The organism is Lysobacter sp. yr284 (assembly GCF_900107375.1).
GTDB lineage: Bacteria > Pseudomonadota > Gammaproteobacteria > Xanthomonadales > Xanthomonadaceae > Lysobacter.
This window is the reverse complement of sequence record NZ_FNPT01000023.1, coordinates 1-26,090: the sequence shown is the minus strand read 5'-3', so window position 1 is coordinate 26,090 and position 26,090 is coordinate 1. Positions and strand designations below refer to the sequence as shown.

At 70.0% G+C, this 26,090-nt stretch carries 17 protein-coding genes and 2 tRNA genes; 13 read left to right on the top strand and 6 right to left on the bottom strand.

What is annotated here, in order from left to right; translation table 11 throughout:
* Positions 1–132 precede the first annotated feature (132 nt).
* The 3 genes from BLV01_RS21900 to BLV01_RS21890 form a co-directional block, all read right to left on the bottom strand.
* Positions 133–200 (bottom strand) — tRNA-His (locus BLV01_RS21900).
* Positions 201–202: 2 nt separating this feature from the next.
* Positions 203–271 (bottom strand) — tRNA-Thr (locus tag BLV01_RS21895).
* A gap of 720 nt (positions 272–991) precedes the next feature.
* Positions 992–1,579, bottom strand: a complete 588-nt coding sequence (locus BLV01_RS21890) for a cysteine hydrolase family protein (protein WP_091805134.1) — start codon at positions 1,577–1,579, stop codon at positions 992–994.
* 122 nt (positions 1,580–1,701) lie between these two features.
* On the opposite strand from BLV01_RS21890, the gene BLV01_RS21885 reads away from it, so the two are divergent.
* Positions 1,702–2,136, top strand: a complete 435-nt coding sequence (locus BLV01_RS21885; RefSeq protein ID WP_175486195.1) for an Lrp/AsnC family transcriptional regulator — start codon at positions 1,702–1,704, stop codon at positions 2,134–2,136.
* Positions 2,137–2,250: 114 nt separating this feature from the next.
* Here the strand turns inward: BLV01_RS21885 and BLV01_RS21880 are convergent, their stop codons facing one another.
* Positions 2,251–3,222: a polysaccharide deacetylase family protein gene (locus BLV01_RS21880; protein WP_254782730.1), complete on the bottom strand. Its 972-nt coding sequence runs from the start codon at positions 3,220–3,222 to the stop codon at positions 2,251–2,253.
* Positions 3,223–3,440: 218 nt separating this feature from the next.
* Positions 3,441–3,764, bottom strand: coding sequence for a DUF6249 domain-containing protein (locus BLV01_RS21875; RefSeq protein WP_091805125.1), 324 nt, complete (start codon positions 3,762–3,764; stop codon positions 3,441–3,443).
* A gap of 215 nt (positions 3,765–3,979) precedes the next feature.
* Between BLV01_RS21875 and BLV01_RS21870 the strand changes: the two genes are divergently transcribed.
* The 10 genes from BLV01_RS21870 to BLV01_RS21825 all read left to right on the top strand — a co-directional run bounded on the left by BLV01_RS21870 (position 3,980) and on the right by BLV01_RS21825 (position 10,622).
* On the top strand, positions 3,980–4,564 hold the full coding sequence (locus tag BLV01_RS21870; RefSeq protein WP_091805122.1) for an RNA polymerase sigma factor: 585 nt from the start codon (positions 3,980–3,982) through the stop codon (positions 4,562–4,564).
* The gene (locus BLV01_RS21865) at positions 4,561–5,058 is read left to right on the top strand and encodes a hypothetical protein (protein ID WP_091805119.1); all 498 of its coding nucleotides are present in this window, start codon (positions 4,561–4,563) and stop codon (positions 5,056–5,058) included. Before BLV01_RS21870 ends, BLV01_RS21865 begins: the two co-directional genes overlap by 4 nt.
* A gap of 289 nt (positions 5,059–5,347) precedes the next feature.
* Positions 5,348–5,977, top strand: coding sequence for an RNA polymerase sigma factor (locus tag BLV01_RS21860; protein WP_091805116.1), 630 nt, complete (start codon positions 5,348–5,350; stop codon positions 5,975–5,977).
* Between the two features lie 96 nt (positions 5,978–6,073).
* A complete protein-coding gene (locus BLV01_RS21855; protein ID WP_057949224.1) occupies positions 6,074–6,301 on the top strand; it encodes a RebB family R body protein in 228 nt (75 codons plus the stop codon).
* 70 nt (positions 6,302–6,371) lie between these two features.
* Positions 6,372–7,316, top strand: a complete 945-nt coding sequence (locus tag BLV01_RS26985; RefSeq protein WP_254782729.1) for a hypothetical protein — start codon at positions 6,372–6,374, stop codon at positions 7,314–7,316.
* Positions 7,317–7,600: 284 nt separating this feature from the next.
* Positions 7,601–7,879: a hypothetical protein gene (locus tag BLV01_RS21845; protein ID WP_091805113.1), complete on the top strand. Its 279-nt coding sequence runs from the start codon at positions 7,601–7,603 to the stop codon at positions 7,877–7,879.
* Complete coding sequence (locus tag BLV01_RS21840) at positions 7,876–8,580, top strand: hypothetical protein (protein WP_091805110.1); 705 nt, start codon at positions 7,876–7,878, stop codon at positions 8,578–8,580. Before BLV01_RS21845 ends, BLV01_RS21840 begins: the two co-directional genes overlap by 4 nt.
* A gap of 56 nt (positions 8,581–8,636) precedes the next feature.
* Entirely contained in the window at positions 8,637–8,957 is a 321-nt protein-coding gene (locus BLV01_RS21835) for a RebB family R body protein (protein ID WP_057949221.1), read from the top strand.
* Between the two features lie 103 nt (positions 8,958–9,060).
* Entirely contained in the window at positions 9,061–9,399 is a 339-nt protein-coding gene (locus BLV01_RS21830) for a RebB family R body protein (RefSeq protein ID WP_091805107.1), read from the top strand.
* A gap of 404 nt (positions 9,400–9,803) precedes the next feature.
* Positions 9,804–10,622: a Crp/Fnr family transcriptional regulator gene (locus BLV01_RS21825; protein ID WP_217633564.1), complete on the top strand. Its 819-nt coding sequence runs from the start codon at positions 9,804–9,806 to the stop codon at positions 10,620–10,622.
* A gap of 72 nt (positions 10,623–10,694) precedes the next feature.
* On the opposite strand, the gene BLV01_RS21820 is transcribed toward BLV01_RS21825, so the two are convergent.
* Positions 10,695–11,540, bottom strand: a complete 846-nt coding sequence (locus BLV01_RS21820) for an endo alpha-1,4 polygalactosaminidase (RefSeq protein WP_091805104.1) — start codon at positions 11,538–11,540, stop codon at positions 10,695–10,697.
* A gap of 543 nt (positions 11,541–12,083) precedes the next feature.
* On the opposite strand from BLV01_RS21820, the gene BLV01_RS21815 reads away from it, so the two are divergent.
* Both BLV01_RS21815 and BLV01_RS21810 read left to right on the top strand, forming a co-directional pair.
* Positions 12,084–13,760: a sensor domain-containing diguanylate cyclase gene (locus tag BLV01_RS21815; protein ID WP_091805100.1), complete on the top strand. Its 1,677-nt coding sequence runs from the start codon at positions 12,084–12,086 to the stop codon at positions 13,758–13,760.
* Between the two features lie 150 nt (positions 13,761–13,910).
* On the top strand, positions 13,911–26,090 hold a 12,180-nt coding region (locus tag BLV01_RS21810), incomplete at its 3' end, for a hypothetical protein (protein ID WP_139179062.1).

The following is a 26,090-nucleotide window of genomic DNA, read 5'->3' as shown; positions in this document are numbered from 1 at the left end:
GAAGCCGGCGGCATCGCCGCTGCGACGTTCCTTCGCGCGTCCCGTGCCGGCGATGCGAAGAGGAACGCCGCGCGGGGCGTTTCCCGGATCGGAACTTTCGTTCCGCGTTCAACGACTGTCGTTTCAGGACAGTGGATAGCGGGAGTCGAACCCGCGACAACAGCATCATTTGCTGCGCTCTAACCGTCTGAGCTATATCCGGCAGAGAAGGTCGGAATCGAACCGACGGCCTGCGCACGAGGCGCCGCTCTAACCGCTGAGCTACTTCCCTAGGTTGGAGCCCCTCCACGCACCGCGGCATACGCCACGGCAGGGCCGCGCGCACCGGGCCGGTCGGAAACCGGCGCCGCTGCGGTGCGTTTCATCGGGTGCTGCCTATTGCCGCCCGTCTCCGGACGGCAATCCATTCGGGCGCAAGCGCCCTTGTGGGTTTCTTTCGCGCACGCGCCGCCCGTGCCGAAGCATCCAGGCACAGCGTCTTTCGACGCCTCTACGGTCGATCCCCTTCGTCTCGGATGCTCCGGGGGTATGCGGAAAGAGCGATTTTTAAGGTGATTCCTGCAGCAAATCCTTTGCCGACGCCCGAAACGAAAACGCCCCCGGAGTGTGGTCCGAGGGCGTGGCCTTCCTCGGAAGATCGGAGCGACCGATCTTCCTGGAATGGAAGATCAGTGCGGGGTGCGCGTATCCCGGCCGCGACCGCGCGGGATCGACGCGCACGCAAACACCGCGGGGCTATGCCCTTGCGCGTTGTGTTTGGCGATGGTCGATTCGATGCGCATGAGAAGGCGGTCGGAAGGTGTGGGGAAGATGGGCGCGAACTTTACGCGGGGAAAATTACCCTTGCAAGACCGTTCGTCGTTTTATGAGCGGATGTTTTTCGCCGGTGCGCTCGTCGTCCGCATCGACGATGCGCTGCGCGGGCCCGCGCTCGTTGTCGCGGACGACTTGCCCCGGGCCTCTCGCGCAAACGCGAGAGGCCCGGGGCGAATCAGAATGCGTCGAGCTTCGCCAGAAAATCTGCGGTGTCGAGCACCTGCGCGAACTCCGCGCGCAAAGTCGCCAGGTGCGCGGCACCGATCGCTTCGGCCGCGATGGTCGCGCCCGCACCGTCGTCGAGATCGAAGCAGAAGCAGGCATCGCCGATCACCACGGTGCGATAGCCGAGGTTGCTCGCCATGCGGGCGGTGGTGGACACGCACATGTCGGTGCTGACGCCGAACAGCGCCACGGTGTCGACGCCGAGCCGGCGCAGGCGCAGGTCGAGGTCGGTGCCGATGAAGGCGGCGTTGACCGACTTGCCGACCATCGCCTCGCCGGGCAGCGGTTCGAAACCATCGCGAAAGGCGTGGCCGGGATGGTCGGGACGCAGGCTCGATCCGGGTTGCAGCGAATCGTGGCGCACGTGGATCAACGGCCAGCCGCGCTCGCGCCAGGCCGCGAGCAGGCGACGGCCGTTGGCTTCCATGTCCGGGTTGTTGCGGCGGCCCCACGGCGGGTAGTCGAAGCCGCGTTGTACGTCGATGGGGATCAGGGCGATGGGTCGCGTCGCGGCGGCGGTGTCGGCGGTATCGGTCATGAGGAACGCTCGGACGAAGACGGATGCGCCATCCTCGCCGCTCGCCGCGGCCGGTCTCAACCCGGCAGAATGACGGCTCCCGCCGGCGCTGCGCCGGCGGCGCCGCTACGGACCGCATCGCCATGAAGACCCTCGACGAGATCGACCGCAAGCTGATCGCGTTGCTGCAGGACAATGCGCGCCTGTCCACCGTCGCCCTGGCCAAGGCGGTGGCGTTGTCGCGCAGCACCGTGCAGGAACGCCTGCAGCGCCTGGAAGCGAGCGGAACCATCGCCCAGTACACCGTGCGCCTGGGCAGCGGCGACGATCCGTTGCGGGCGTGGTTGCTGTTGCGCTACGCCGAGGGCTTCAGCTGCGACGACGTGGTGCCGCTGCTGGCGCCGCTGCCGCAGGTGCGGCTGGCGCACAGCGTGGTCGGCGACACCGACCTGATGGTGCTGGTGCAGACGCGCTCGCCGGGCGAACTGGCCGACCTGCGCGAACAGGTGATGGGGCTCAAGGGCGTGGACGATGTCACCACGGTGCCGGTGTTGCGCACGGTGCTGGATCGGCTGTGAGGCGAGGGGCTTGCGTCGGCGGTTGCGGTGTCGCGGTCGCGGCTCGCGCCGCTCCTACAGGTAGCTCATGTAGGAGCGGCGCGAGCCGCGACCGCGAAGTTTCGACATCCGGCGTTACTCGGAGTCGATCTGCGCCAGATTCAACACCCAGTCCGGCACGCCGGGTTCGCCGGCGAAGAAGCTCGCCGGCCGCTTCTCGCCGATCGCCCAACGATGCAGCCAGCTCGGGCCGGCCGGGCCGGTGTAGGCGTCGGCGCGCCGGTAGGCCGGGTCGCGCATGGCTTCGTCCAGGCCGATGAAGCGGTAGCCGCGTTTGCGCGCCATCGCGATCAGGTCGCCGTAGCTGTCGGCGTTGAGCGCGTTGGCGTGGATCAGCCACACCTGCGGCAGGTTGTAGCCGAGCAGCGCCACCGACTGGCGCTCGTAGTAGTCGAGCTTGCGGCCCATGTACTTGACGTAGTCGCGGCGCAGGCGCGCCTTGAGCCGTTGCGGGTCGTTCTTGGCGCTGGGCTTGGTGCCGGCCGGCAGCGGTTCGTCGGCGCGCAGGTAGGCGGCGGCCCAGATCCAGTCGGAATTGTCGACCGTGACCGGGGCGATGCGGTAGCCGTGCTGGTCGAGGAAGCGCGCGAGCGCGGCCTTGTCGGCGGCGCTGCGGCCGGCGCGCAGGTAGGGATGGCGGAACCAGCGCGGAGCCTGGCCGCGCGCCTGCAGCAACGGGCGCAGTTGCCGCTCGCCGCGCAGGATGTCGTCCTGGTAGGCGGCTAGGCCGACCGCGTGCAGGTCGGAGTGGCCGTAGGTGTGGTTGCCCAGCTCGGCGCCGGCGTCGAGCCAGTCGCGCAGCATCGCCAGCCGCGCCGGTTGCAGCTGGCCGTCGGCGTCGAGCTTGCCTTCGTTGACGAAGCCGATCACCGGCACGTCGGCGCGGCGGATCGCGGGGATCAGGCGGCGGTGGCCGTCGAGGATCGATTCGGTGGAGACCGAGGGCAGTTGCACCCAGGGCAGGTCGTCCACGGTCAGGGCGATGCGGCGGTCCGGCGGCGGCGCCTGGGGCTTGGAGGCGGCCGTCGCGGTGGTGGCGGCGGCCATCAGCAGGCAGGCGAGCAGACAACGCAGACGGGCGGACGGGCGCATGCGGGGCTCCGGTCGGGATTGCGCCGATGATGGCCGCGCCCGCCGCGCATGACCAGCGACTTATGACCCATCCCGGGCCGCGGCGGGCGCTGGCGCGCCCGCCGTTTAGCTCGCGCTGTGGGTGGTTAACCGGCCTTTCGCGCCGGCCGCACGCTCGTGCGCGAAGCGCATCGTCAATCGAGCTTGCGCACGATCACGTAGTAAGCCAGGTTGCCCAGGCCGACCGCGCCGAGCAGCACGGCGAAGGTGCCGGCGGTGGCGTCGCGCCAGCCGGCCGCCTCGATGATCGCGAAGGCGATGGCGAGCAGCACCAGCACGATGCCCCAGCGCAGTGCGCCGTGGCGGCGGCGCTGGTCTTCGTCGCGGGCCAGCGAGCGCAGCAGTTCTTCGCTGCCGGCGCTTTGCGCCAGCTTGCCGCGTACGCGCGCCTCGACCACGACCTTGATGGCGAAGGCGATGCAGACGAACAGGGTGATGGGAACCAGGATATCGGGCATGGCGGCGGTCTCTTGGGGTCGTGTCCGGTTATGGAGCGAAGGGTGCGGGCCGTGAAGCGGGTGGCCACGGGCGGTGCCGGGCTTCGGGGCAAGAGATACGCCCGGCCGCGCGGCGGTTGCAGCGGCCGCGACCGGGCCTGGGGTGACAGTCGTCACATCCGGGCGGACGCGCCGGGCACTGCAACCGCGCGCGCCTTGCCCGCATCCTGGCTGCGATGACCGGTACCCCCGCCCCGACCGACGACCGCGCCCTGGTCGATGCCGTCCTGTCCCGCCAGCCGGGCGCGTTCGAGCGCCTGGTCCGCGAGTACCAGGGGCTGTGCTGGCACATCATCCAGCGCATGGTCCGGCATCCCGACGACACCCGCGAGCTGTGCCAGGAAGCGTTCTTGCGCGTCCACCAGTGTTTGCACCAGTATCGCTACGAGAGCGCGCTGAAGTCGTGGATCGGCCAGGTCGCCTACTCGGTGGCCAAGCGCCACCTGGAACGCAAGCGCATCCCGATCGCGGACACCGCCGCCGACGAGGACGCGTTGTCGCCGCTGGAGACGGTCAGCGACGGCTTCGACCTGGAGGCGGCCTGCGCCGACGAGGAGATCGCCGCCGGCCTGCACGCCGAGATCGAGGCGCTGCCGCCGTTGCAGCGGACCCTGTTGACCCTGTACCACCTGGAAGAAGTGCCCATCGCCGAGATCGCGCAGATGACCGGCCTGGCCGAGGGCACCATCAAGAGCCACCTGTTCCGGACCCGGGCGCGGCTGCGCCAGCGGCTGGAAGCGCGGCTGGGAGAAATCGCATGAACCGCAACGACGAATCCGACGCGCGCCCGGACGGCCCGCATCCGCACGCTGCGGCCGCCGCGCGCGAGTGGGCGCTGCAGGAGCGCGCGCGCGAGGACGAGCGGCGCGGCGCGCCGATGAGCGAGGACGAGCCGCGCCTGGCCCAGTACCGCTTGCTGAGCCGGGCGCTGCGCGCGCCGCCGATGGAGCCGATCCCCTACGGTTTCGCCGAACAGGTCGCGCGTCGCGCGCAGGCCGCGGCCGAGGCCGGCGACGGCATCGAGCGCTGGCTGCAACGCCTGTTGTTGCTGGGCCTGGTCGTGGCCAGCGCGAGCCTGATCGTGGGCGGCGCGACCGACTGGCTGGCGGGCGTGGACGCAGCGGTGCGGCGCTTGCCGGCCGGCGTCGTCTCGTGGGGCGCGCTGGCCGGCGCGTGCTGCCTGCTGAGTTGGGGCTGCAGCGCGGCCGCGCGAGCCGCGGGACTGGAGCCCGCCGCATCGGCGCGCGCGGCGTGATCGTTCCGCACGTATAGCGCTAACGCCGCAGCGCGGCGAATGTGAGCCCGCGCAGGGTTTGAACACCGCCGGATGCCGGTCCGCGTGCATCGCCGACGCGCGCGCGCGGCCCGGACGCGGTCGGAACCGCAGCGAAAAAAGCGCGAAAAACCTCGGTATTTCGCTGTATCGCGACCGGGTGCGCAGTTCCCCCGCTGCGCGCACGGCGTGCGTGTCACCCAAGTAACAGCCATCGCCCGACCCCCTGTCCAGACTCGCCTGCACCGCAGACGACAGGAGGGGGACCGTGATGGATGCGAACGGACGCGGACGCGTCGATTCCAAGCATTTTCGCGCAGCGCCGGCCGGCGCTGCGCAGGACCGCAGCACAGCCGGCGTGGCGTGCGCGGACTTCAAGCTCGCCGACCAAATGTTCACCGAGGCCTGGCGCAGCAACCTTCCGGAGCTGGAAGCGCGCGCGCGCCGCTTCGCCGAGGGCCAGCGCGACCGCGCCGAGGAACTGCTCGGCAACACCGCGATCAAGGCCTTGCTGTTCATGCGCCGGGCGCCGCAGACCATCACCGATCCGGGCGGGTTCCTGTTCGTGGTGCTGCGCCACGTCTTCCTCGACAGCGTGCGCCAGCGCAGCCGCGACCGCGAAGTGTTCGACCGCCACCGCGAGGTCGACGGCGAAGGCGGCGGCTTCGCCCACGAGGGCCTGTCGGCGCTGCAGCGGCTGGAACTGGAGGAGCAGCTGGAGCGGGTGGTGGCGGCGGTGGCGCGGATGAGCCGCAAGCAGCGCCGGTTGTTCGCTTACCGCTTTGTCGAGGAATTGCCGTATCCGGTAATTGCCGAGCGCCTGGAAATGAACCAGCCGCTGGCGCGCAAGCACGTCGAACTGCTGCGCAACCGGCTCAGGGTGGCGGTGGGACGGGAGTGAGCGCGCACGCGGGGAGTTCACAAGGCCCCCGGGCCCGCGTTCCACCGAATCAGACGCAACCGACTCCGCAACGCACCTCTCACCAAGGACAGGCTCATGGCCGACCCCGTCAACTCGCAGATCACCGATGCCGTCACTCAGACCAACGTCAAGGTGGTCGCCGAGGCGCCCGCGCAAGCCATCGCCTCGCTGTACCAGGTATCCAGCCACTCCACCGGGCTCGCGCTGCAGAACGCGGTGCACAGCCAGCAGGTGCTCAACCAGATCTCCAGCGCGGTGGTGTCCAAGGCCGTGCAGATGATCATGGCCGTGGGCGACAAGTAAGTCGCGGCCGAGCGCACCGCGCCGACGGCGCAGGCGGATACGGGGCTGACGTGCGTCCGGGAGGACAGCGATGAAACTGCATTGGGACGAAAACCAGCATGCGGGCGCCGCGCCCGCCGCGCACACGGATGGCCCCGGCGCGGGGCCGGACGCGGAGGCGGGCGCGGCGCGGGGAGCGGCCGATGGCGCCGAGGCGGCCGCTGCGGCAGCGGCCGCGGCCAAGACCGCCGCCGGCGACGGCAGCGACGGCGCGCCGCCCGCGGCCGCGCAGATCCCGCCGGAGGGCGGCGCTGCGGGTTCCGGCGCCGATCCGGGCCAGGCCACGTCCGCCGCCGACGCGGCGGGCGACGGTGCGCCGGCCGGCGCAGCGCCGGCCGCGGGCACGCCCGGAAACGGCGATGCCGGCAGCGGCGCACCCGCGGACGGCGCCGGCCAGGGCGGCGCCGGCGCCGGCGGTGGCGGTGGCGGCGATGCCGGCAATGGCGCCGCCGGCAGCGGCGACGACAGCGGCAGCCGCCTTCCGCAATCGCCGCTGGCTGCCGCGCGCGGCCGCGCGCTCACCCGCAGCAAGGCGCTGATGAGCGGCAGCGCGGCGCCGCCCGACACCAGCGCGTTGAACACGCAGATCGTCCAGGCGGTGCAGTTCACCAACGCCGAGACCGCGTCCTACGCGCCGGCGCAGATCGCCACCAACGCCGACATGATGATCAGCCAGGCCGCCGGCCTGGTCGCGCAATCGGCGGCGGCCTATTTCGACGGCGTCACCAAGATCGCGCTGGCCAGCCAGGGCGTGCTGATGAAGCAGCTCACCCAGGACATCGTCGCCGGCAACGTCACCAACGCCGCCGAGGACGCGATCGGCATCCTCGCCACCGATGTGTTCATGGGCGTGGCCGCCGCGGTCGCGGCCGCGGCCGGGGCGATGGAGGCCGAATCGGCCAAGTTCGCCATCGACGCGATCGATTCGAGCATTTCCAAGTACACCTCGGTGCTGCAGAACAGCGGCGCCAAGTAGCCCGCGGCGGCGCCGGGCCGTTGCGGTCGAGGCCGCGCGGCGTCGGCACCGCCCGCCGCGGCGACCGGTCCGCCTTGCCGCCGGTCCGGGCGGCACGGCCGTGCCGGACCTGGGCGGACCCCAGTGCTGCGCCTGCCGCAGCGGCCGTTGCCGACGCCCGCGCGCGGCCGCCGCCGCCGCGCCGGGGTGTCGCCGGGGCCGCCCGCCACGCTCTTCCCGCCCGCCGAGTCGGCCTGATCGGCGCCCTCATTGCGTATCGCATGACGTGTAAGACGGAGTTCGCGATGGACGAGAATCTGCACTATCTGCTGCATCAGGAACTGGACGGGCTGTTCGATCCGCCGCCGGCCGCCGGCGCCGGGCCGGGCGATGGCGCGCTGTCGCCGCCCGCGTCGCAGGCCGAGCCGCCCGCGGCCTTCGCGGCGCGGCCCGAGCGCGACGACGACGACAGCGATGTCGCCGACGCCGACGCCGAGCCGGCGTCCGAGCCGACCCGGGCCGAGCGCCTGCGCGATCCGAAGCTGCTGCAAGCGCTGGTGCGCCTGCTGGGGCTGCGCGGATGAGCGCGCCGGCATCGGCGCCGCCGGCCGCAGCGGCCGGCGCGCGCGAGGAACTCGACCAGGTCGTGCGCGATTTCGCCCGCGCCCAGCTCGGCCGCGAACTGGGCCAGGACGAACAGCAAGTGCTGGCGGCCTACGTGGCGCTGGTCGACGCGCAGTCGCCGGCGCCCGCCACAATGGCGCGCGGCGAGGTCGGCAATCTGTTCGACAGCGAGCGCCGGCAGATCCAGGACGTGATCCAGCAAAGCCTGCAACGCGCCCAGTCGGCGGTGGCGAGCAACGCCCGCGCCGGCGAGGCGGCCGAGCGCGAAGTGCTCGGCGTGGTCGAACGCGCGCAATCGCTGCAGGACCTGATCCCGCCCAAGCCGGCGCCCGGCGCGCCGGCGCGGACCGCGCCGGCCACGCCGATGGAGCAGATCGCAGTGCGCCTGGGCGAGTTGGTCCGGCAGGAAGTGCAGGCGTGTTTCCAGCGCGAGATCGGCCCGCTCGCGCGGCAATTGCAGGACGTGATCGACGCCGCGCGCGCCAACGGGGTCTTGCCCCAGGCCGCGGCGCCGCCGCAAGACAACGACGGTTCCGCGTCCGCCGACGAGTCGCGCGCAACCGCCCAGGACAGCGCCGACGCTGTTCGCCCCGACCGCGACAACAACTCCGATTCCGCCGCGAAGGCGAACGGCGGGGCCGCTTCACAAGCCGATCCATGACTCGTTAATCAGCCATGTACGGCAGCGGCCGTACTTCACTTTCCAAGGAGCTCGATATGGCATTCCCGACCGCCGTCAACGACCAAATCACCGATGCCGTCACCCAGTCCAACGTCAAGGTCATCGGCGAAGCGCCGGCCTTCGCGATGGGTTCGATCTACCAGTCGATGGCCCACTCCACCGGCATCCTGTTCGAGAACGCCGTGGCGGCGCAGCAGCAGCAGAACTCGCTCTCGCAAGCGGCGGCCAACCAGGGCGTGATGCAGATCTACAGCGTCGACACCACCGCCGCCGCCGGCGCCACCGAGAAGGTCGCGCAGACCGGCGTGTCCGACAACCTCACCAGCCTGCTGACCGTGCTGCGGGCGTTCAAGTAAGGCCGGCTCGGCGCCCGATCCGCGCGATCGGGCCACGCGGCGGCCGGCCGGCATGAGGGCCGGCGCCGCGGCCTAGTCCCCACCCGATACCGAGGAGCGTTCCATGGCATATCCCACCGCAGTCAACAACCAGATCACCGACGCCGTCACTCAGTCCAACGTCAAGGTCATCGCCGAGGGCCCGGCCTTCGCGATGGGCTCGATGTACCAGGCGTCGGCCCACTCCACCGGCATCCTGTTCGAGAACGCGATCGCCTCGCAGCAGCAGCAGACCTCGTTGGCGCAGGCCGCGGCCAACCAGGGCGTGATGCAGATCTACACGGTCGACACCGCTGCGGCGGCCGGCGCGACCGAGAAGATCGCGCAGACCGGCGTGGCCGACAACCTGACCAGCCTGATGACCGTGCTGCAGTCGTTCAAGAGCAATCCGTACGGTCCGTAAGGCCCGCGCTGCGCGATGCCGGGCCGGATCACGGCTCCGGCATCGTCGCTGCCGCATCCCGGCCGCACCTGGCCGTGGCGCGCCGATCGGAAACGACTCGAGCCGCCGACGCTTGCGGCCGAGCCGCTTAGAATCGAGCCGCCTCGAACCGATCCGATCCGGACCGATTCGCCCCGAGTCGATCCGAATCGATCCGACCCGATCCGATCAGAACCCAGCCGAGCCGCATCGATCCGCTCGCCGCGTGCGCGGCGCGGATCGCCGGTCGCTTGCCGCGTCCGCGCCGTGCCGACGTCCACAGGGGGCGTTATGAATCCTGCCACCGGCCGCGCCCGCGGCCGTTCCGGAGCCGGCTGCCGCGGCGTCCGGGTCGTCTCCCGCTTTGCCCGCCGCAGCGCGCACCGATGCGCGGGCCGGCCGGCCGCCGCGCCGAGCGCGCGGCCGTGCGCATGGCCCTGAGCGCCGACGACGGCGCCGCGGTGCGCAGGCGCCGCTGGGGCCTGGACCGCTGCGCGCTGCTGCGCGGCCTGCCGGTCACGCTGCTGGAGCACATCGCCCGCCACAGCAGCGAGGCGCACCTGGAAGAAGGCGACGCGCTGTTCTTCAAGAACGATCCAAGCGACTGCCTCGCCTTCGTCGTGCACGGGCGCATCTACAAGCTGCTGTACGGCCCCGACGGACAGGAACTGATCGTGGACACGATCGAGAGCGGCGAGACCGTCGACGAGACGCCGCTGCTGGACACCCACGCGCATACCTTCACCGCGGTGGCCTACAGCCCGACCCGGGTGCTGCTGTTGCCGCGCCGGCACTTTCCCAGCCTGACCAACGACCCGGTGGTGATCGAGCGCGCCCACGCCTCGCTGTGCCTGCGCCTGCGCCAGGCGGTGGAGAGCCTGGAGACGATGTGCCTGCACCGGCTCGAGTCGCGCCTGGCGCGCTACCTGCTGTCGCTGATGCACAACCAGCCGCAGCCGCGCGGCGGCGATTTCGAAGTGGCCCTGCCGCCGACCCAGAGCATCCTGGCGGCGATGGTCAACGCCAGCCGGCCGAAGTTGAACGCGCAGCTGCAGACCTGGCACCGCAGCGGCCTGGTCAGCCGCAAGCGCAACATCCTGCGCATCAACGACATCGACCAGTTCCGCTGCAAGGCCTTCCTGGACCGCGATTTCGAGCGGCCGGCCGGGCGCGCGCGCGCCGCGTCCGCGTGGCGCAACGCCTGAGCGCGCGCCGGCGTCGCGCGCGACAACGCCGGCCGCGTGCGCAGCCGGCGTCGCGGGCCGGGCGCGCGAGGATCAGCCGTTGCGGCAGGCCTCGCGCGGCAGCGCGTGCAGCAGTTCGCTGGCGTCCTTGAGCAATCCGTCGAAGCCGTTGTTGTTGTCGGCCGGGCAGAAGTCCTGGACCCGGGTGCCGTTGGAACGGTACTCGACCTGGAACACGGCCTTGTTGCGCTTGACGAACTCCTTGTAGCCGGCGCATTCGCCGTGCTGGTTGCATTCTTCGTTGAGCGCCCAGTCGGCGAACACGGCCGCGTACGGCGCCATCTCCGGGCCGTTCTTGAGGCCCATCGACAAGCCGCGCGCGTGCGCGGCGTCGACCAGCAACTGCAGGTAGTACAGCGAGTCCTCCAGGGTCAGGTCGAAGCCGGTGTTCTCCTGGCCCTGGTTGAAGGAATCGTCCAGGTCCGGCTCGACCCCGTCGCAGCCTTTGGCCCGGGCCTTGTCCAGGCGTGCGGTCATGATCGGCATCAGCGCATCGGTCTTGCGCACGTCGATCCAGTATTCGTCCTCGAAGCCGTCCATCTGCTTGCCGATCAGGCCCGGCACCTTCCTGAATTCGGCGGCGTCGGCGCGCTGGGTGTTGTAGCTGCCGACTTCGGTGTAGCACACCACGTAGATGCCCTTGGCCTTGAGCCGGGCGACCTCGGCCGCGGAGGTCGCGTCCAGGTCGATGTCGAGCATCTTCTTCGGGTTGGCCAGGGCGTCGAGCATCGAGGCGTTGGCGGCGCGGCCGTCGAGCTGCCAGTTCCAGCTGGTGCCCGGGGTCAGCGGCTTCCAGGTCGGGGCGGCGGCCTCGGCGCGGGCGCCGCTGCCGTACAGCGCGGCGGCGAGGGCCAGGGCGATGAGCGCGAACTTGTTCATTGCATCTCCAGAATGAGGGGGAGGGGACTTGCGCGCGGACCGCGCCGCCCGCGGCCCCCTGCGCCGTCGCGCCGCGCGCCAGCGGCGGATCGCTCGCGGCCGGCCCGGGCGCGCGAGCGCCGGGCGGCGATGAGGAGGTGGAGCGGCGCCGAGGGCGCCGGCGGCGCGCAGCGGCTCCTGCCGTGCTTCCTGCGCCCGCGTGCGGTGGCGGCTGCACGGCCGGCGCGGCGGCCGCGAACGCCCGGGGCGTCGCGCGCCGTCGCGAACCCGGGCCGCCCGCGGCCGGCCCGCGACTGCGGCCCGACCGGGGACGCCAGCATCGCGGCGCGGGGCTGCAACGAAACCGGCCGGACTTCTCAGCTTGACCGACGCTTACAAATCCCGCGCGCCGCGGCGGCATCGGTGAACAGGCGGCCGCCGCGGCCGCGACCGGAATCCACGTCCCAATTCCGCGCTCGCCGCGCCGCCGTCGGTGCCGGCGCCGGCCGGCCGGCCGTATACCGTGGGCTATCCTCCACAGGCTGAAAACAACTTGCTGAGGAAATGGAACGATCCTGGCGCCTTCTCTGGCAGACCCTGCTGACCCTGCTGGGTCTGAGCGCAGCGGCGCTGGCCTGCGCGCAGCCGTTCGTGGTCGCGCGGCTCGGCCCGGGCGCCGACCCGCCGTTGGCGCAGGTGCTGGCCGGGCGCTACGACGCGCGCTTCGCGCCGGTGGCCGGCGAGCGCATCGCCTACCCCGACCGCCGCCCGCAGTGGCTGCGCCTGACCGCGACCGCCGACGTCGGCGAAGACCAGCTGCCGCAGCTGGTGATCGACCAGCCCTACCGCAAGTTCTTCGACATCTGGCGCCACCGCGACGCCGACCCGGTGCGGCGCGCGCTGCACGGCCGCGGCAGCGAGTTCCAGCATTCCTCGCGCTTCGTGGTCTATCCGCTGGAAGGCGGCCTGCGCAAGGGCGAGGTGATCTACCTGCGCACCTATGCGACCGAGTTCACGCCCTCGACCCTGCGCATCGAACCGCTGGCGCAGGTGCACCGCCAGGACATGGGCCACGTCGCCCTGCGCAGCGTGGTGCTGACCGCGCTGGGCGCGACCGCGATCCTCGCGTTCGGCTTCTGGGTCGGCCTGCGCGAACGCGGCTACGCGTATTTATGCCTGACCTTGCTGGTGCAGACCGTCAACCTGGCGGTGGAGGGCGGCGAGATCCGCATGATCCCGTGGCTGCAGGACGTGCTGCCCAACCGCCGCACCAACGTCGTGCTGAACACCGCCGCGACCATCGCCAGCGTGCGTTTCCTGATGTTCTACCTCGACCTGCGCACCACCCAGGCCGGGGTCGCCAAGGTGCTCAACGTCTGCAGCTGGGTGCTGGGCGCGCTGCTGGCGGTGTCGCTGGTGCAGACCTGGAAGCTCAGCGCCAGCTTCGGCAACCTGGTGCTGCTGGTGCTGATCGGCGCGGTGTTCTACGCCTGCGCGGTGGCGATCTCGCGGCGCCAGCACGAAGCCTATTTCCTCGCCGGCGCCTGGGTGCCGCTGCTGGCGGTGCTGGTGGTGCTGGTCGGCGGCTTCCAGAAATGGTGGCCGATGTTCGCCTGGCTGGAATACGCCTATCCGCTCGGCCTGGTGTTCGGCGGCCTGGGCCTGCTGCTGGGCCTGGCCGCCAAGCTGCAGAAGCTGCGCCACGACCACGACACCGCCAAGCACCGCGCGACCTACGACCGCCTGACCAGCGTGATGAACCGGCAGGCGATCGAACAGAGCCTGCGCGAGGCCATCCTCGACGCCCACCGCAACCGCCGGCCGCTGACCGTGGTGTTCTTCGACATCGACCACTTCAAGCGCATCAACGACGAACACGGCCACAGCGCCGGCGACGAGGCCCTGCGCACGGTCGCCGAGCGCACCCGCAACCGGCTGCGCGCGACCGACCTGTGCGGCCGCTACGGCGGCGACGAGATTCTGGTCGGCCTGCCCGGCACGCGCCTGGAACAGGGCCTGGTGGTGGCCGAACACCTGCGCCAGGCGGTCGGCGCCAACCCGCCGACCGTGCACGGCCGCGCGCTCAACCTGAGCCTGAGCATGGGCGTTGCCGAACTGCGCCCGGGCGAGAGCTTCGACCAACTGCTCGAACGCGCCGACGCGGCGCTGTACGCGAGCAAGGCCGGCGGCCGCGACCGGGTCACGGTGCAGCGTGCGGCGGTGGAGGAAGTGGCGATCTGAGCCATCGCCGCCGGCGCCGTAGCGCCAGGGCGGATGCTGGGCCGGCATCGTTCATGTCTTTCAGGGGCCGACTAAACTTTTTCCGCGATGTGCTGAGAAGTCCATTTGAGAGCCGCCCCTTGGCGGCACCAATGGAATGGGAAAGCACACATGGTCGCGATCGTCACAGGGAATGGGCTGGGTCTGCAGGCGTCCTCGGCGTTGGGCCTGGGCGGCCGCGGCCAGATCGGCACGGCCGGGTTCGGCAAGGCCGGCGAGCAGGTGTTCGTCAACGCCGCGACCGGCAACCTGATCCTGCGCGACCGCGACCAATGGCTGATGGGCCGCGGCGTGGATGCCGAGCTGTACCGGGCCTACAACAGCCAGGCGCAGCTGGTCGGCGAGACCTGGCGCGCCGGGGTCAGCAAGCAGGTCGGCGGCCTGACCGGCACGGCCAACGCCGCCAGCAGCGTGGTCTACCGCACCGACTGGGACGGCAGCCGCATCGCCTACGCCTGGGACGCGGCGCGCTCGTTGTACGTGGCCGGGGAAGGCGCGGGCACCCGCGACACCCTGGCCTGGGACGCCGGCAACCAGCGCTGGACCTGGACCCAGGGCGGCAGCCAGCTGATCGAGCGCTACGACGCCGGCAAGAACGGCCGCGTGTTCGAAAGCGTCGACCGCGACGGCAATGCGGTGAGTTATCGGTACGACCTGCTGGACCGGCTCAACGAAGTACATACCGCCAATGGCGAAGTCACGCACCTCGACTACGACCTGTTCGACCGCCTGACCGGAGTATGGACCCGCACCGGAAGCGGTGCGGATACCCGGATCTCGACCCAGGTTCGATACGTCTACGACGATGCCGGCCGCCTGAGCAAGGTATCGGTGGACCTGAGCCCTGAAGACAACGCCGTCGTCGACGGCAAGGTGTTCACCACCACCTACGGCTACGACGGCAGCAGCGGCCGGATCGCGTCGATCACCCAGTCCGACGGCGCCAAGGTCGCCTTCGGCTACCAGTTGATCGACGGCCAGTACCGCGTGGTCAGCATCGCCCAGACCAGCGAGGTCGGCGTGCTGCGCACGACCACGCTGGCCTACGACACCGCCAACCGCCGGACTACCATCACCGACCCGCTGGGCCAGGACACGATCCTGGCCTACGACGCCCAGGGCCGGCTGCTGCAGACCAGCAGCCCGGCGGTGAACGGCGCGCGCCAGACCCAGTTCTTCGGCTACGACGCGGCTGGCCAGGTGGCGACGATCCGCGACGGCCTGGGTAATGAGGTGAAATACACCTACGACGCGGCCGGCAACCTGATCAAGCAGGAAGACGCGGTCGGCACGCTCGTGGAGCGCACGTTCGGCAGCGACAACCAGCTGCTGAGCGATACGGTATCGGGGCCGAACACGGCCGCGGCGACGACGCGCTACGTGTACGACGCCGAGCAGCATCTGCGCTTCAGGATCAGCGCGGAAGGGCGGGTGAGCGAACTGCGCTACAACGCCGCCGGGCAGCAGGTCGCCAAGCTGAGTTATTCGGAAGGCCGCTACGCCGGCAGCGACTACAGCGAAACCGCGCTGGCCGCATGGGCCGGCGCCAACGCGCGCATCGGCGAGCGCACCGACAGCGAATACGACTTCCGCGGCAATCTCAGCAAGCTGACCCAGTACGGCACGCTGGCCGCCGACGGCAGCGGCGCGATCGACGCCAAGACGATCCAGACCCGCTACGTCTACGACGCCCAGGGCCGCCTGCTGCAGCGCTACGCCGGCACCATCGCCGCGCCGGAGGTCGAGCAGTTCGTCTACGACGGCCTGGGCCGCACGATCCGCACCACCGGCTTCAACGACGCGGTGACGATCACCCAGTACGACGACGCGCAGCGCCGCACCGTCGTCAGCTTCGCCAACGGCCTGGTGCGCACTTCCAGCTACAACCACGCCGGCGAACTGATCGCGCTGGCCGAATCCGGCAGCGGCGGCACCGTGCTGTCGCAAGTGCGCTACCACTACGACGCCGACGGCCGCCTGCGCATGAGCGAGGACGCGCTCGGCGCCAAGACGCACGTGCTGTACGACGAGGCCGGGCGTCGCGTGGCCGAGATCGACGCGGCCGGCGCGCTGACCGAGTACGTCTACGACGCCAACAACCAGGTCGTGAAGACGCTGGCCTACGCCACTGCGGTGAATGCGGCGGCGCTGGCGGCGCTGATCGACGCCAACGGCAAGCCGAAGCAGACGGCGAGCGTGAATGGACAGACGGTGGCGCTGACCTTGTCCAACTCGGGTTTGCGGCCCGCTGCGGACGCCGCAGCGGACCGGCCGCAGTGGCGGTTCTACGACGCAGCCGGTCGCCCGATCAAGACGGTCGCCGGCGACGGCGCGTTGACCGAATACGCGTACGACGCCGGCTCGCGCCTGATCCGCAAGCAGGTGCACGGCGCGGCGGTAAAGATGTCGGCGTTCCTGGCGGCGCCGACGCTCGCCAATGCCGTACCCGAACGCGTGATCGACTCCAGAAGCGTGACCACGCGTTACTTCTACAGCGCGGATGGTCTGCTGGTCGGCGTTCAGGAAGGCGCCAACGGCATGAACGGGGGCGGCGGCCTCACCGAGACGATTTACGACGGGGCCGGGCGCAAGATCAAGACGGTCGCCTACGCGACGCCGACCAACCAAAGCCTGCGCATGACCGGAACGCTGGAACAATTGCGTCCGGGACCGAACTTCAAGGACATCCACAACTACTACAACTACGACAGTCGCGGACTGTTGGTCTCGCAGATCGACGGCGAGGGGTATCTCACCCGTTACGAGTACGACGCGGCCGGCAATGTCTCGCGCCGCATCCGCGGCGAGAAGATCCCGCCGACGGCGTTGGGCCTGCCGCAGACGATCAGCGGCAGTTTCACGGCCCGTGCGGGCGCCAATGCGGGCGGACCGGCGCCGGTCGTCGAAGTCTGGGTCGATGGCATCAAGGTCAAGGACGTCCAGCTGTCGGCGACCGATACCGTCTATACCTTCAACGCCCAGGTCGTGGCCAACGCCAACCACCAGGTATCGCTGGTCTACCGAGGCTCCGGCGCCGACCTGTGGCTGAGCGCGGCCACGTTCGCCGGCGTTGCCTTCGACGCCAACGGTTTGTCGATGTGGGATGCCGGCGGCACCGGCGCGCAAGCGGGCACGGCGACCCGGCAGCCCGCCGGCGAAGCGCATGTGGCCGGCGACGGCGCGTTCCGCTGGGCGGTGTCCGCGACGCAGGCGCTGGCCGCGCTGGCGACCACGCCCGGCTTGATCGAGCGCACCGACTACAGTTACGACGTGGAAGGCCGGCTGTTGTACCAGACCGAGTACTCCAGCAGCGGCAACGTCGACTCGCAGCGCAGCTACGACAGCCTCGGCCGAGTGGCAGCGGAACGCCGCGGCGACCGCAAATCGAACTACCGCTACGACCTGCAAGGGCGCGTTGTCGCCGAGCTCAGCGGTGAGGGCGTCAAGGCCTTGGAAGCGCTCGGGGCCAACCCCTCGCAGGCCGCGATCGATGCGGTATGGGCGGATCGTGCGGTGCGCTACCAGTACGATGCCGGCGGCCGGCGCACTGCGATGATCGATGCTTTGGACCGTTCGACGCTCTACTACTACGACAGCCTCGGCCGCCTAACCCATACGGTCAATCCGTTCGGCGAAGTGACCGAGCAGCGCTACAACGCGTTCGGCGACGTCGCCCAGGCCATCGTCTACGCCAAGCGACTGACGTCGCTGTCGCTCGGGCAGATGCACGGCGGCGCGCTCACCCAAAGCGCGGGCGACGCCATCGCGGCCCTGGACGATGCGCAGGCCAGCCGCACGACCCTGAGCTACGCGATCACCGGCGCGCTGGCGCGGTCGGTGGATGCGCTGGGCGCTTATACGGAATGGACGTATACGACCTCCGGCACGGTCGAAAAAGTCAACCGCTGGAGCGACTACGCGCGGACGTACGCCAACTGGATTCAAACCGTCTACAGCTACGACGGCGCCGGCCGGCAGAATACCGAGACCGTCGATGCGCTCGGTGCCGCGCCCCTGGGACTGATCAACTGGCAGATTCGCGATGCGTTCGGACGGGTGACCAACACCCAGACCAGCGACATCAAGGGCGTAGTCCGCCGCGCCGTTTCGGTCGCCTACGACCGCAACGGCCGGGCGACCATGGGCTTCGATCGTTCCTATTCGTTGCCCAGCTATATGTTGAGCTACGACGCGTTCGGCAACGTACTGACCCGCACCGAGTACACGGCCACCGGCATCGCCGGCAACACGAGCTACGCCTATACCGCGTTCAACCGCGAAATCCAGGTGACCACGGCCGAGGGCGTGGTCACCAAGAGCCGCTACAACGAGCACGGCCAGATCGTCGAGTTGATCGACGGCCGCGGCAACGCCACCGTGTACGAATACGATCTCGACGGCCGCCTGATCCGCACGACGTCGCCGGCCGGCACGGTGTCCACGGTCTACGACCAGGCCGGACAGGCGATCGAGACCGTCGATGCGCGCGGCGTCAAGACCGTGTTCGAATACGACCCGGCCGGGCGCGTGCTGACCCGCACGCTCGACCCGAACGGTTTGGCGATCAAGACCGCGTACGCGTACGACGCCAAGGGCCAGTTGGTCCGCACGACCGATCCGAACGGCAGCGTGACCGAGACCCGCTACGACCTCAGGGGACAGAAGGTCGCGGTCGTGGTCGATGCCGGCGAGGGCCGGCTCAATCTGGCCACGACTTTCGAATACGATGCCTTGGGCCGAACCGTGCGCACGACCGCGGGCTCGGGCACCAGTGCGGCCCAAGTCGCCGAGCATCAGTACGACAAGGCCGGCCGTCTCATCGCGACCATCGCCGATCCGGGCGGCCTGGCCCTGACGACGCGCTATGCGTACGACGCGGGCGGCAATGTGGTCGCGCGCACCGACGCGAACGGCCATGTCACCCGTTACGTGTACGACCGCGCCGATCAATTGTTGCTCACGGTCGGTGCGGACGGTGCGGTGGAGCGGCGCGACTACGACACGTACTCGGGCGCTTTCGTCGGCATCACCCGCTTCGCAAGGGCGATCGACTTGGCCGGGCTCGACCCGGCCGTCACCGTCGAGCAGATCCAGGCGCGTCTGCAGCCCAATGCGAGCGAGGACCGAACGCTGCGCCAGGTGTTCGATCGCGATGGCCGCCTGCGCTACACGATCGACTCGCTGGGCTATGTGACCGAATCGGTCTACGACGCGAGCGGCAACGTGGTGCGCAGCGTGGCCTATGCCACGGCCGTGGTCCTGACCGCCCTGGCGACGCCGGCCAACGTCGCCGCCGCGCTGACTGCGCAGTCCGGCGCCGCGCATGCGGCGGACAGGGTCGAGCGCAACGTCTACGATGCCGCCGGGCGCCTGGCGTTCCGTATCGATGCCGGCGGGTATCTCACCCGCAATCGCTATGACGCCGGAGGCAATCTGGTCGCCAGCGCGAAGTTCGCCGCTCCCTATCCTTCTGCAGGGGGCATCGATACGGCCAGCCTGGAGGCTTGGGCGGCGGCGCAGCCCGGCGAGCAGACCGCAGAAAACCGCTGGGTGTTCGACGCGGCCGGGCGCGCGGTCTGGCAAATCGATGCCGGCGGCCGCGCCACCCGCAACACGTACGATGCGGCCGGGCTGTTGCGGGCCAGCGTCAGAATGCGGCCGTCGGTCGATGGGCCCTATCCGCGTCCCAGCGCTTACACGGTGGAGGCGATGGAGGCGTGGGTTGCGCTGATGGGCGGCGCCAACCGGCTGTCCAACCCGACCACGATGTGGTTTTACGACGGCGCCGGCCGAGCGATCTTCAGCTACGACGCCGAGGACTATTTCAACCGCACCGAGTACGACGCGGCGGGCAATCGGATCGCCGCCACGCGCTACGAGCGCAAGTGGGGCCGTCCCGGCGACCGCGCCATCGCGCTCGCCGACACGGTCGCCAGCCTGCGCACGCTGGTCGATGCGATGGGCGAAGGCGAGCGCACCACCCGGTTCGGCTACGACGCGGCCGGCCGCATGTCCGAGACCGTGGACGCCGCCGGCGCGGTGCGCCGTTACCAGCGCGACGGGCTGGGCCAGGTGCTGGTCGAATACGCGGCCTGGGGCACCGCCGCGCAGGTCGCGACCCGGCGCAGCTACGACGCGGCCGGGCGGATGATCGTAGAAATCCGCGCCGCCGACACCGCTGCCGCGGCGATATCGCGGACCGCCTACGACGCGTTCGGCCAGGCCGTGGCCGCCGTCGACCCGCGCGGGGTCGAACTGGCCGAATCCGATTCGGCCTGGGCGCTGGACATGCGCAAGAGCCTGGGCTACGTCAACGAGACCGGCGCGGCCCTGCGCGCCGCCGACCTCGGTCAGGCGCGGCAGGACGAGCTGCGTGCGCGCTACACCAGCCGCACCGTCTACGACCGCATGGGGCGCGCGGTCGAAAGCGTCGATGCGCTGGGCGCGAGCGTGACGCGGACCTACAACGCCTTCGGCAACGCCGTCGCCGTGACCGATGCGCTGGGGAACACGGGCTACTTCTACTTCGATGCGTTGGGCCGGACAACCCACCAGGTGGATCCCGAGGGCTACCTGACCCGCACCGAGTACGGATTCCTCGGCCAGCCGGTCAGCGTGACCCGCTTCTATGCGCGGGTTGGGGCGGTTGCCGCCGGTGCCGAACCGCCGCTGGATCCGTCCGGAGCGGCGGCGGTCACCCGGATGGCGTACGACCTGCTCGGACGCTTGGTCAGCGCCACCGATGCGGCCCAGGCGGTGGAAACGTATCGCTATGACGCATTCGGCAACCGCAGCGAGTACACCAACAAGCTCGGCGGCACGTCCTCGTATTCCTACGACAGGCTCGGCCGGATGGTGACCGAGCGCCTGCCGATCGACGCGCCGTCGCGGTGGGGCGGCAGCCCGACCGCGGTCGCCAACTACTTCAACTACGACGCCCACGGCAACGTCGTCTACAAGAAGGAATCGGGCGACAGCGCGGACCCGCGCATCACCACCTACAACTACGATGCGTTGAACCGGATCAAGGTGACCGGCGTCTACGCCATCAACGACGACGGCACCGCCGGCGGAAGTTACGACGAGTTCTTCTACGACGCGCGCGGCAACGTGGTGGAGAAGTACAGCGGCAACAACGCCCGCACCGTCTACTACTACGACGCCGCCGACCGCCTGGCCGGCCAGGTCGATGCCAACGGCAGGCTGACGCTCAACGAGTACGACAAGGCCGGCAACCTGATCCGCACGCGCGCGTTCGCGAGTCCGGTCAGCCTGCCGGCGGGCGCGACGTTGCCGGCCATTCCGGTCGATCCGGCCACCGGCCAGCCCAGCCCCGCGCGCGAGCAGCGCTTCGCGTACGACGCCAACGGCCGCCGCATCCAGGCCACCACCGTGGGCGTGGTGCATGGAACGCTGCGCGACGGCGTCGACGCGAACGGAAACCCGCAGCGCAGCTATGCGATCGACGGCAGCGACATCGTCGAGCGCTGGACGTACGACGGCAACGGCCGTGCGGTCTCGCATCGCGACGGCGCCGGCAACCAGACCCGCACCTACTACGACGCTCTCGGCCAGAAGCGCCTGGAAATCGACGGCGAAGGATTCGGCATTTCCTGGCAGCGCGACGCCGAAGGCAACGTGCTCGAGGAAATCCGCTACGCGGGCCGCCAACTGCCCCCTGCGCAGAGCTTGTCGGCCGCTGGGGCGTCGGCCAACGGCGAGGCGGAGCAGCTGATCCTCGACTGGCCGCGCAGCATCGACGACCGCATTACCGTCTACACCTACGACAAGATGGGGCGGCGGCTGAGCGATTCCCGGCTGGGCGTGGCTTATGGCAGCGTCGATCCGCTCACCGGCCGCCTGACCGAGGCGGTCGCCACCGCGACCGCCTCCTACGCCTACGACGCCGCCGGCAACCTGCTGCGCCGCACCGACGCCAACGGCAGCGTGTTCGGCTGGGAATACGACAAGGCCGGCCGCAACACCGCGGTGAGCCTGCCGGATTTCGTCGATTACGCCGGGCGCAGCGTGGTCGCGCGCACCGAATACAGCTACAACGGGCTCAACCAGGTGGTGAAGGAGCTGCGCCGCGGCACCGGCAGCGACCAGGACCAAACCACCACCTACGTCTACGGCAACGGCGGGCGCCTGCTGTCCAAGACCAATGCGCTGAACTTCACCACCCGCTTCGGCTACGACGCGATCGGCAACATGATCTCGATGAGCTACCAGCGGACCGATTCCGCCGGCGGCCAGCGCACCGAGACCATCCAGATCGCCTACGACCTGGACAACCGCGAGACCGGTCGCATCACCGTCGCCAGCGACGGCAGCCGCAGCGTCGAGCGGCGCACGCGCTACAACCTGTTCGGCGACGTCACCGGCCGCGGCACCGGGCCGAGCGGGTGGCAGGAGGTCGCCGAGTACGACTATGCCGGCCGCGTGCTCAAGAGCAACATGGACGGCGGCGTGACCCGCCTGAACATCTACGACGGCGCCGGCAACGCGGCGGTGCGGATCGAGTCGCAGACGATCAACCTCGCCTCCGCGGCGTGGACGCTGGAGCGCGTGCTCGGCGCTTCGGCCGAGGAATCGGCGCAGTTGGCGACGACGCTGACCCTGTACGACCGCCGCAACCAGGCCATCGACGTGATCCAGGCGGCGATGACCACCGCCGGCGAACGCCTCGGGCTGAAGACGGTGACGGTGCAGCCGGTGCGGCCGGGCCAGATCCAGGCTTCGGTGGGCGGGCGCCTGGGCGCGCAGGCGCGCAATCCCGCGTTGGGCGGCGTCGACGGTTCGATCGCGATCACGCCGTTCTCGGGTTCGCTGGGCCAGGTCTCCGGCGTCTACAGCGATCGCGGCTGGGCCCAGCAGAACGGCGGCAGCACGTCCGACAACTGGCCACCGGACCTGATGAAGTACGGCGTATTCGTTCCCGACATGACCGCGGCGTTCGGCGAATACGACGTGCGCGTGGTCATCGAGGGCACCCAGACCGCGTATTCGGTGGATCTGCAACGGATCGTCACCGAGCCGCTGTCGGGGCAGGGCTATCTGTACAGCCCCAACGGCGGCACCAACCTGACCATCGATGTGCCCGTCGGTCTGTTCAATCTGCGCAACGGCGACAATCGCGAAGTCCATGTGAACTTCGCGCTCAAGGTGTTCGTGACGCCGAAGGGCAGCGGCGGCGGCCGCGAACTGGAACTGGGCAGCAAGACGGTCGGCGCCAGGCTGACCTGGGATCGCGACTGGAACTGGAACACCGAGATCCGGATCGACTACACCCTCGGTCGCACCGACCTCAACGCCACCGTCGACCTCGGCACGCCGAGCGAATTCTCGCCGGACGTTCTGCAACTGCCGATCGACGGCTACCGCGCCGACGTCTCGCCGCAGGTGTACGTGCGCGCGAAGGGCTCGACCGGGCCGTACCAGGCCTTGGCGGTGCAGCGCGACTTCCAGCAAGGCAAGGCCACGGCCGATATCGCCGCGCTGGCCGACGGCCAGTATGAAGTCCTGTACCTCGCCACCCGCACCGACGGCGCGCTGATGCGTCGCGAGGAATACGACCTCACCGTCGGTCCGAGCCAGTCCGTCGTCCGGGTCGCCGAGACCGCCGACAACGCCTTCCAGAGCAACGGCCTGGGCACGTTCGTGTGGACCGCCGGCGGCCTGGACATGAGCAATCTGCTGACCCGCCGCAGCGAAGCGCCGGACAAGGTCGTGGTCGAGTACCGGCGCAAGGGCAGCCAGGACGCCTGGACCGGCACCGCCGCGCTCGGCGGCCTGCCGCCGATGGCGACGCCGGGCAGCGTGCGTTGGGACACCGCCGGCCTGAGCGGCGATTACGAAGTCGTGCTCAAGTTGCTCAACGGCCAGAACGCGGTGATCGAGAGCGTGGCCGGCGAAGTGAGCGTCGGCGCCGCGCCGCGGGTGGCGATCGACTTCGCCCACGACGCCGACGTCGTGCGCCTGGGCAACCTGCCGCCGAACGCGTCCTCGGTCGATCTGAAGCTGTTGAACGACGACGGCAGCGTGGCCTGGTCCGCGCCGGGACTGGCCGTCGCCAATGGCCAGCTCATCTGGCCGATTCCGGCCGAGATCCTCGCCGCGGCCGGCGGCGGCGTGCGCCGCTATCGCCTGGCGCTGACCTTCACCGACAACCTGGTGGTGCCGCCGAGCAGCTACACCGCTGCGGGCGTCATCGAAGTCGGCCCGCAGCGCCAGCCCGGCGCGACGATCCAGGTCGACGGGCATCTGTACACGCTCAACCTCGATCCGCAGCAGCCCGAAGGGCAGGTGCTGGTGCTGCACTACCGCCCCGAGGGCGACGTCAACGCGGCGTTCCAGCAGGTGACGATCCTGCGCGGCGGCGACGGCAAGTTCCGCTGGGACAGCCTGGGCCTCAACAAGGAAGCGACCTACGAGTACTTCTACGACGTCTTCCGCACCCTGGCCGACGCGCAGAATCCGGCCGGCGGCCAGAGCCTGGTGCGCAACAGCGGCTATTTCTGGGCCGACAACGACCGCCCGGCCACCGAGGCCAGCTGGGAGCTGCGCAACTTCGAGCCGTCGTCGCTGACCATCCACCGCCGCCAGGACTACAACGCCTTCGGCGAGATCGCGCGCGAGATCGACGGCCGCGGCAACGCGACGGCGCTGGTCTACAACACCCTGGGCAAGCTGGTGCGCAAGACCGATCCGACGGTCTGGATCACCCACGCCAACGGTTTCCGCGAACAGCTCAATCCCAGCGTCGACTACGTCTACGACCTCGCCGGCAGCGTGGTCGCCTATCGCGACGCCAACGGCAACCTGACCACCCAGGCCTGGAACTACGGTAGCGCCCAGCCGACCCTGGTCGGCGAGTGGCATGCCGACGGCGGGTTCAAGCGGTTCCAGTACGACGTGTTCGGCAACCAGCGCGTGGTGGTCGATGAGATCGGCCGCCGCACCCGCTACGGCTACGACCTCGGCAACCGCCTGATCTGGATCGAGCGGCCCAAGGACGCGGCCGAGAGCGGCAGCATCGTCGACAGCTACGCCTACGACGAACTCGACCGCCGCACCCGCCACACCAGCAGCCTGCTCGGCGCGACCACGACCGACTTCACCATCGACGGCGACGTCGGCCGCGTGGTCAGCGCCGCGGGGCGCACCACCACCTACACCGCGACCTGGGACGCGCAAGCCGACAACGGCAACGGCGCCTGGCGCCGGGTCATGACCGACGCCAACGGCCGCAGCACGACCGACCTGGTCGATGCGCTGGGCCGCAAGCTCAGCCACATCGACCTGGGCGGCCACGCGTTCGGCTACGAGTACAACTACGCCGGCCTGCTCCGGAAATCCGGCAGCACCGTGTACGAGTACTACGCCAACGCCCTGATCAAGCGCATGAGCGACAGCGCCAGCGGGATCAAGGGCTATTACGAGTACGACGAGAACGGCAACCGCACCTTCGAGGGCTTCACCGGCAAGGACGGCAACTGGGCGTTCCAGCAGTCCAAGGGCACCTACGACGCGCTCAACCGCCTGATCAAGGTCGAGGACCCGCGCTACGAGATCACCTACGAGTTCGACGCGCAGGGCAACCGCATCCGCATGCACTCGCTGTATCGCGACGGACTCAACGGCGCGACCCGCGAGCAGGAGTACTGGTACCGCTACGACAACATGAACCGGTTCGTGGTGACCATGGGCCAGCTCGGGACCGACAACAAGACCCGCGGCAGCAGCGCCGCCGACACCGGCGTCGGCGTGTGGGAGGGCAGCGGCGGCGACGGCGTGACGATCTCGTACGATGCCGCCAACCAGCGCCGCTCGGCCCATTACGGACGCGACGGGCATCTGGAGCGCTACGACTACGACGCCCGCGGCTACCTCACCGACACCACCATCGACGGCGTGCTGCGCGCGCGCCGGGTCAACGACCAGGCCGGCCGGGTCGGCGACTACTACGAGTACGACGCCGGCGGCGCGCTCAAGAGCAGCAGCACGCGCTACTGGGACAACGACAGCCTGCTGATGCAGGAGCACGACAACCAGGCCAACACCGGCACCATCACCTATCGTCTGAACGACGGCACGGTCGACTTCACCGAGACCTACGGCGAGGCGACCACGGTCAAGACCAGCTACGACTACGTCTGGTTCGACGGCGCCAAGCAGACCCAGATCATGGTCCAGGCCAGCAACCAGAGCGTGAAGAACTGGGCGCCCGGATTCTCGCGCTACGTCTACGACGAACAGGGCCGGATCAAGCTCGCCTACGACCAGGCCGGC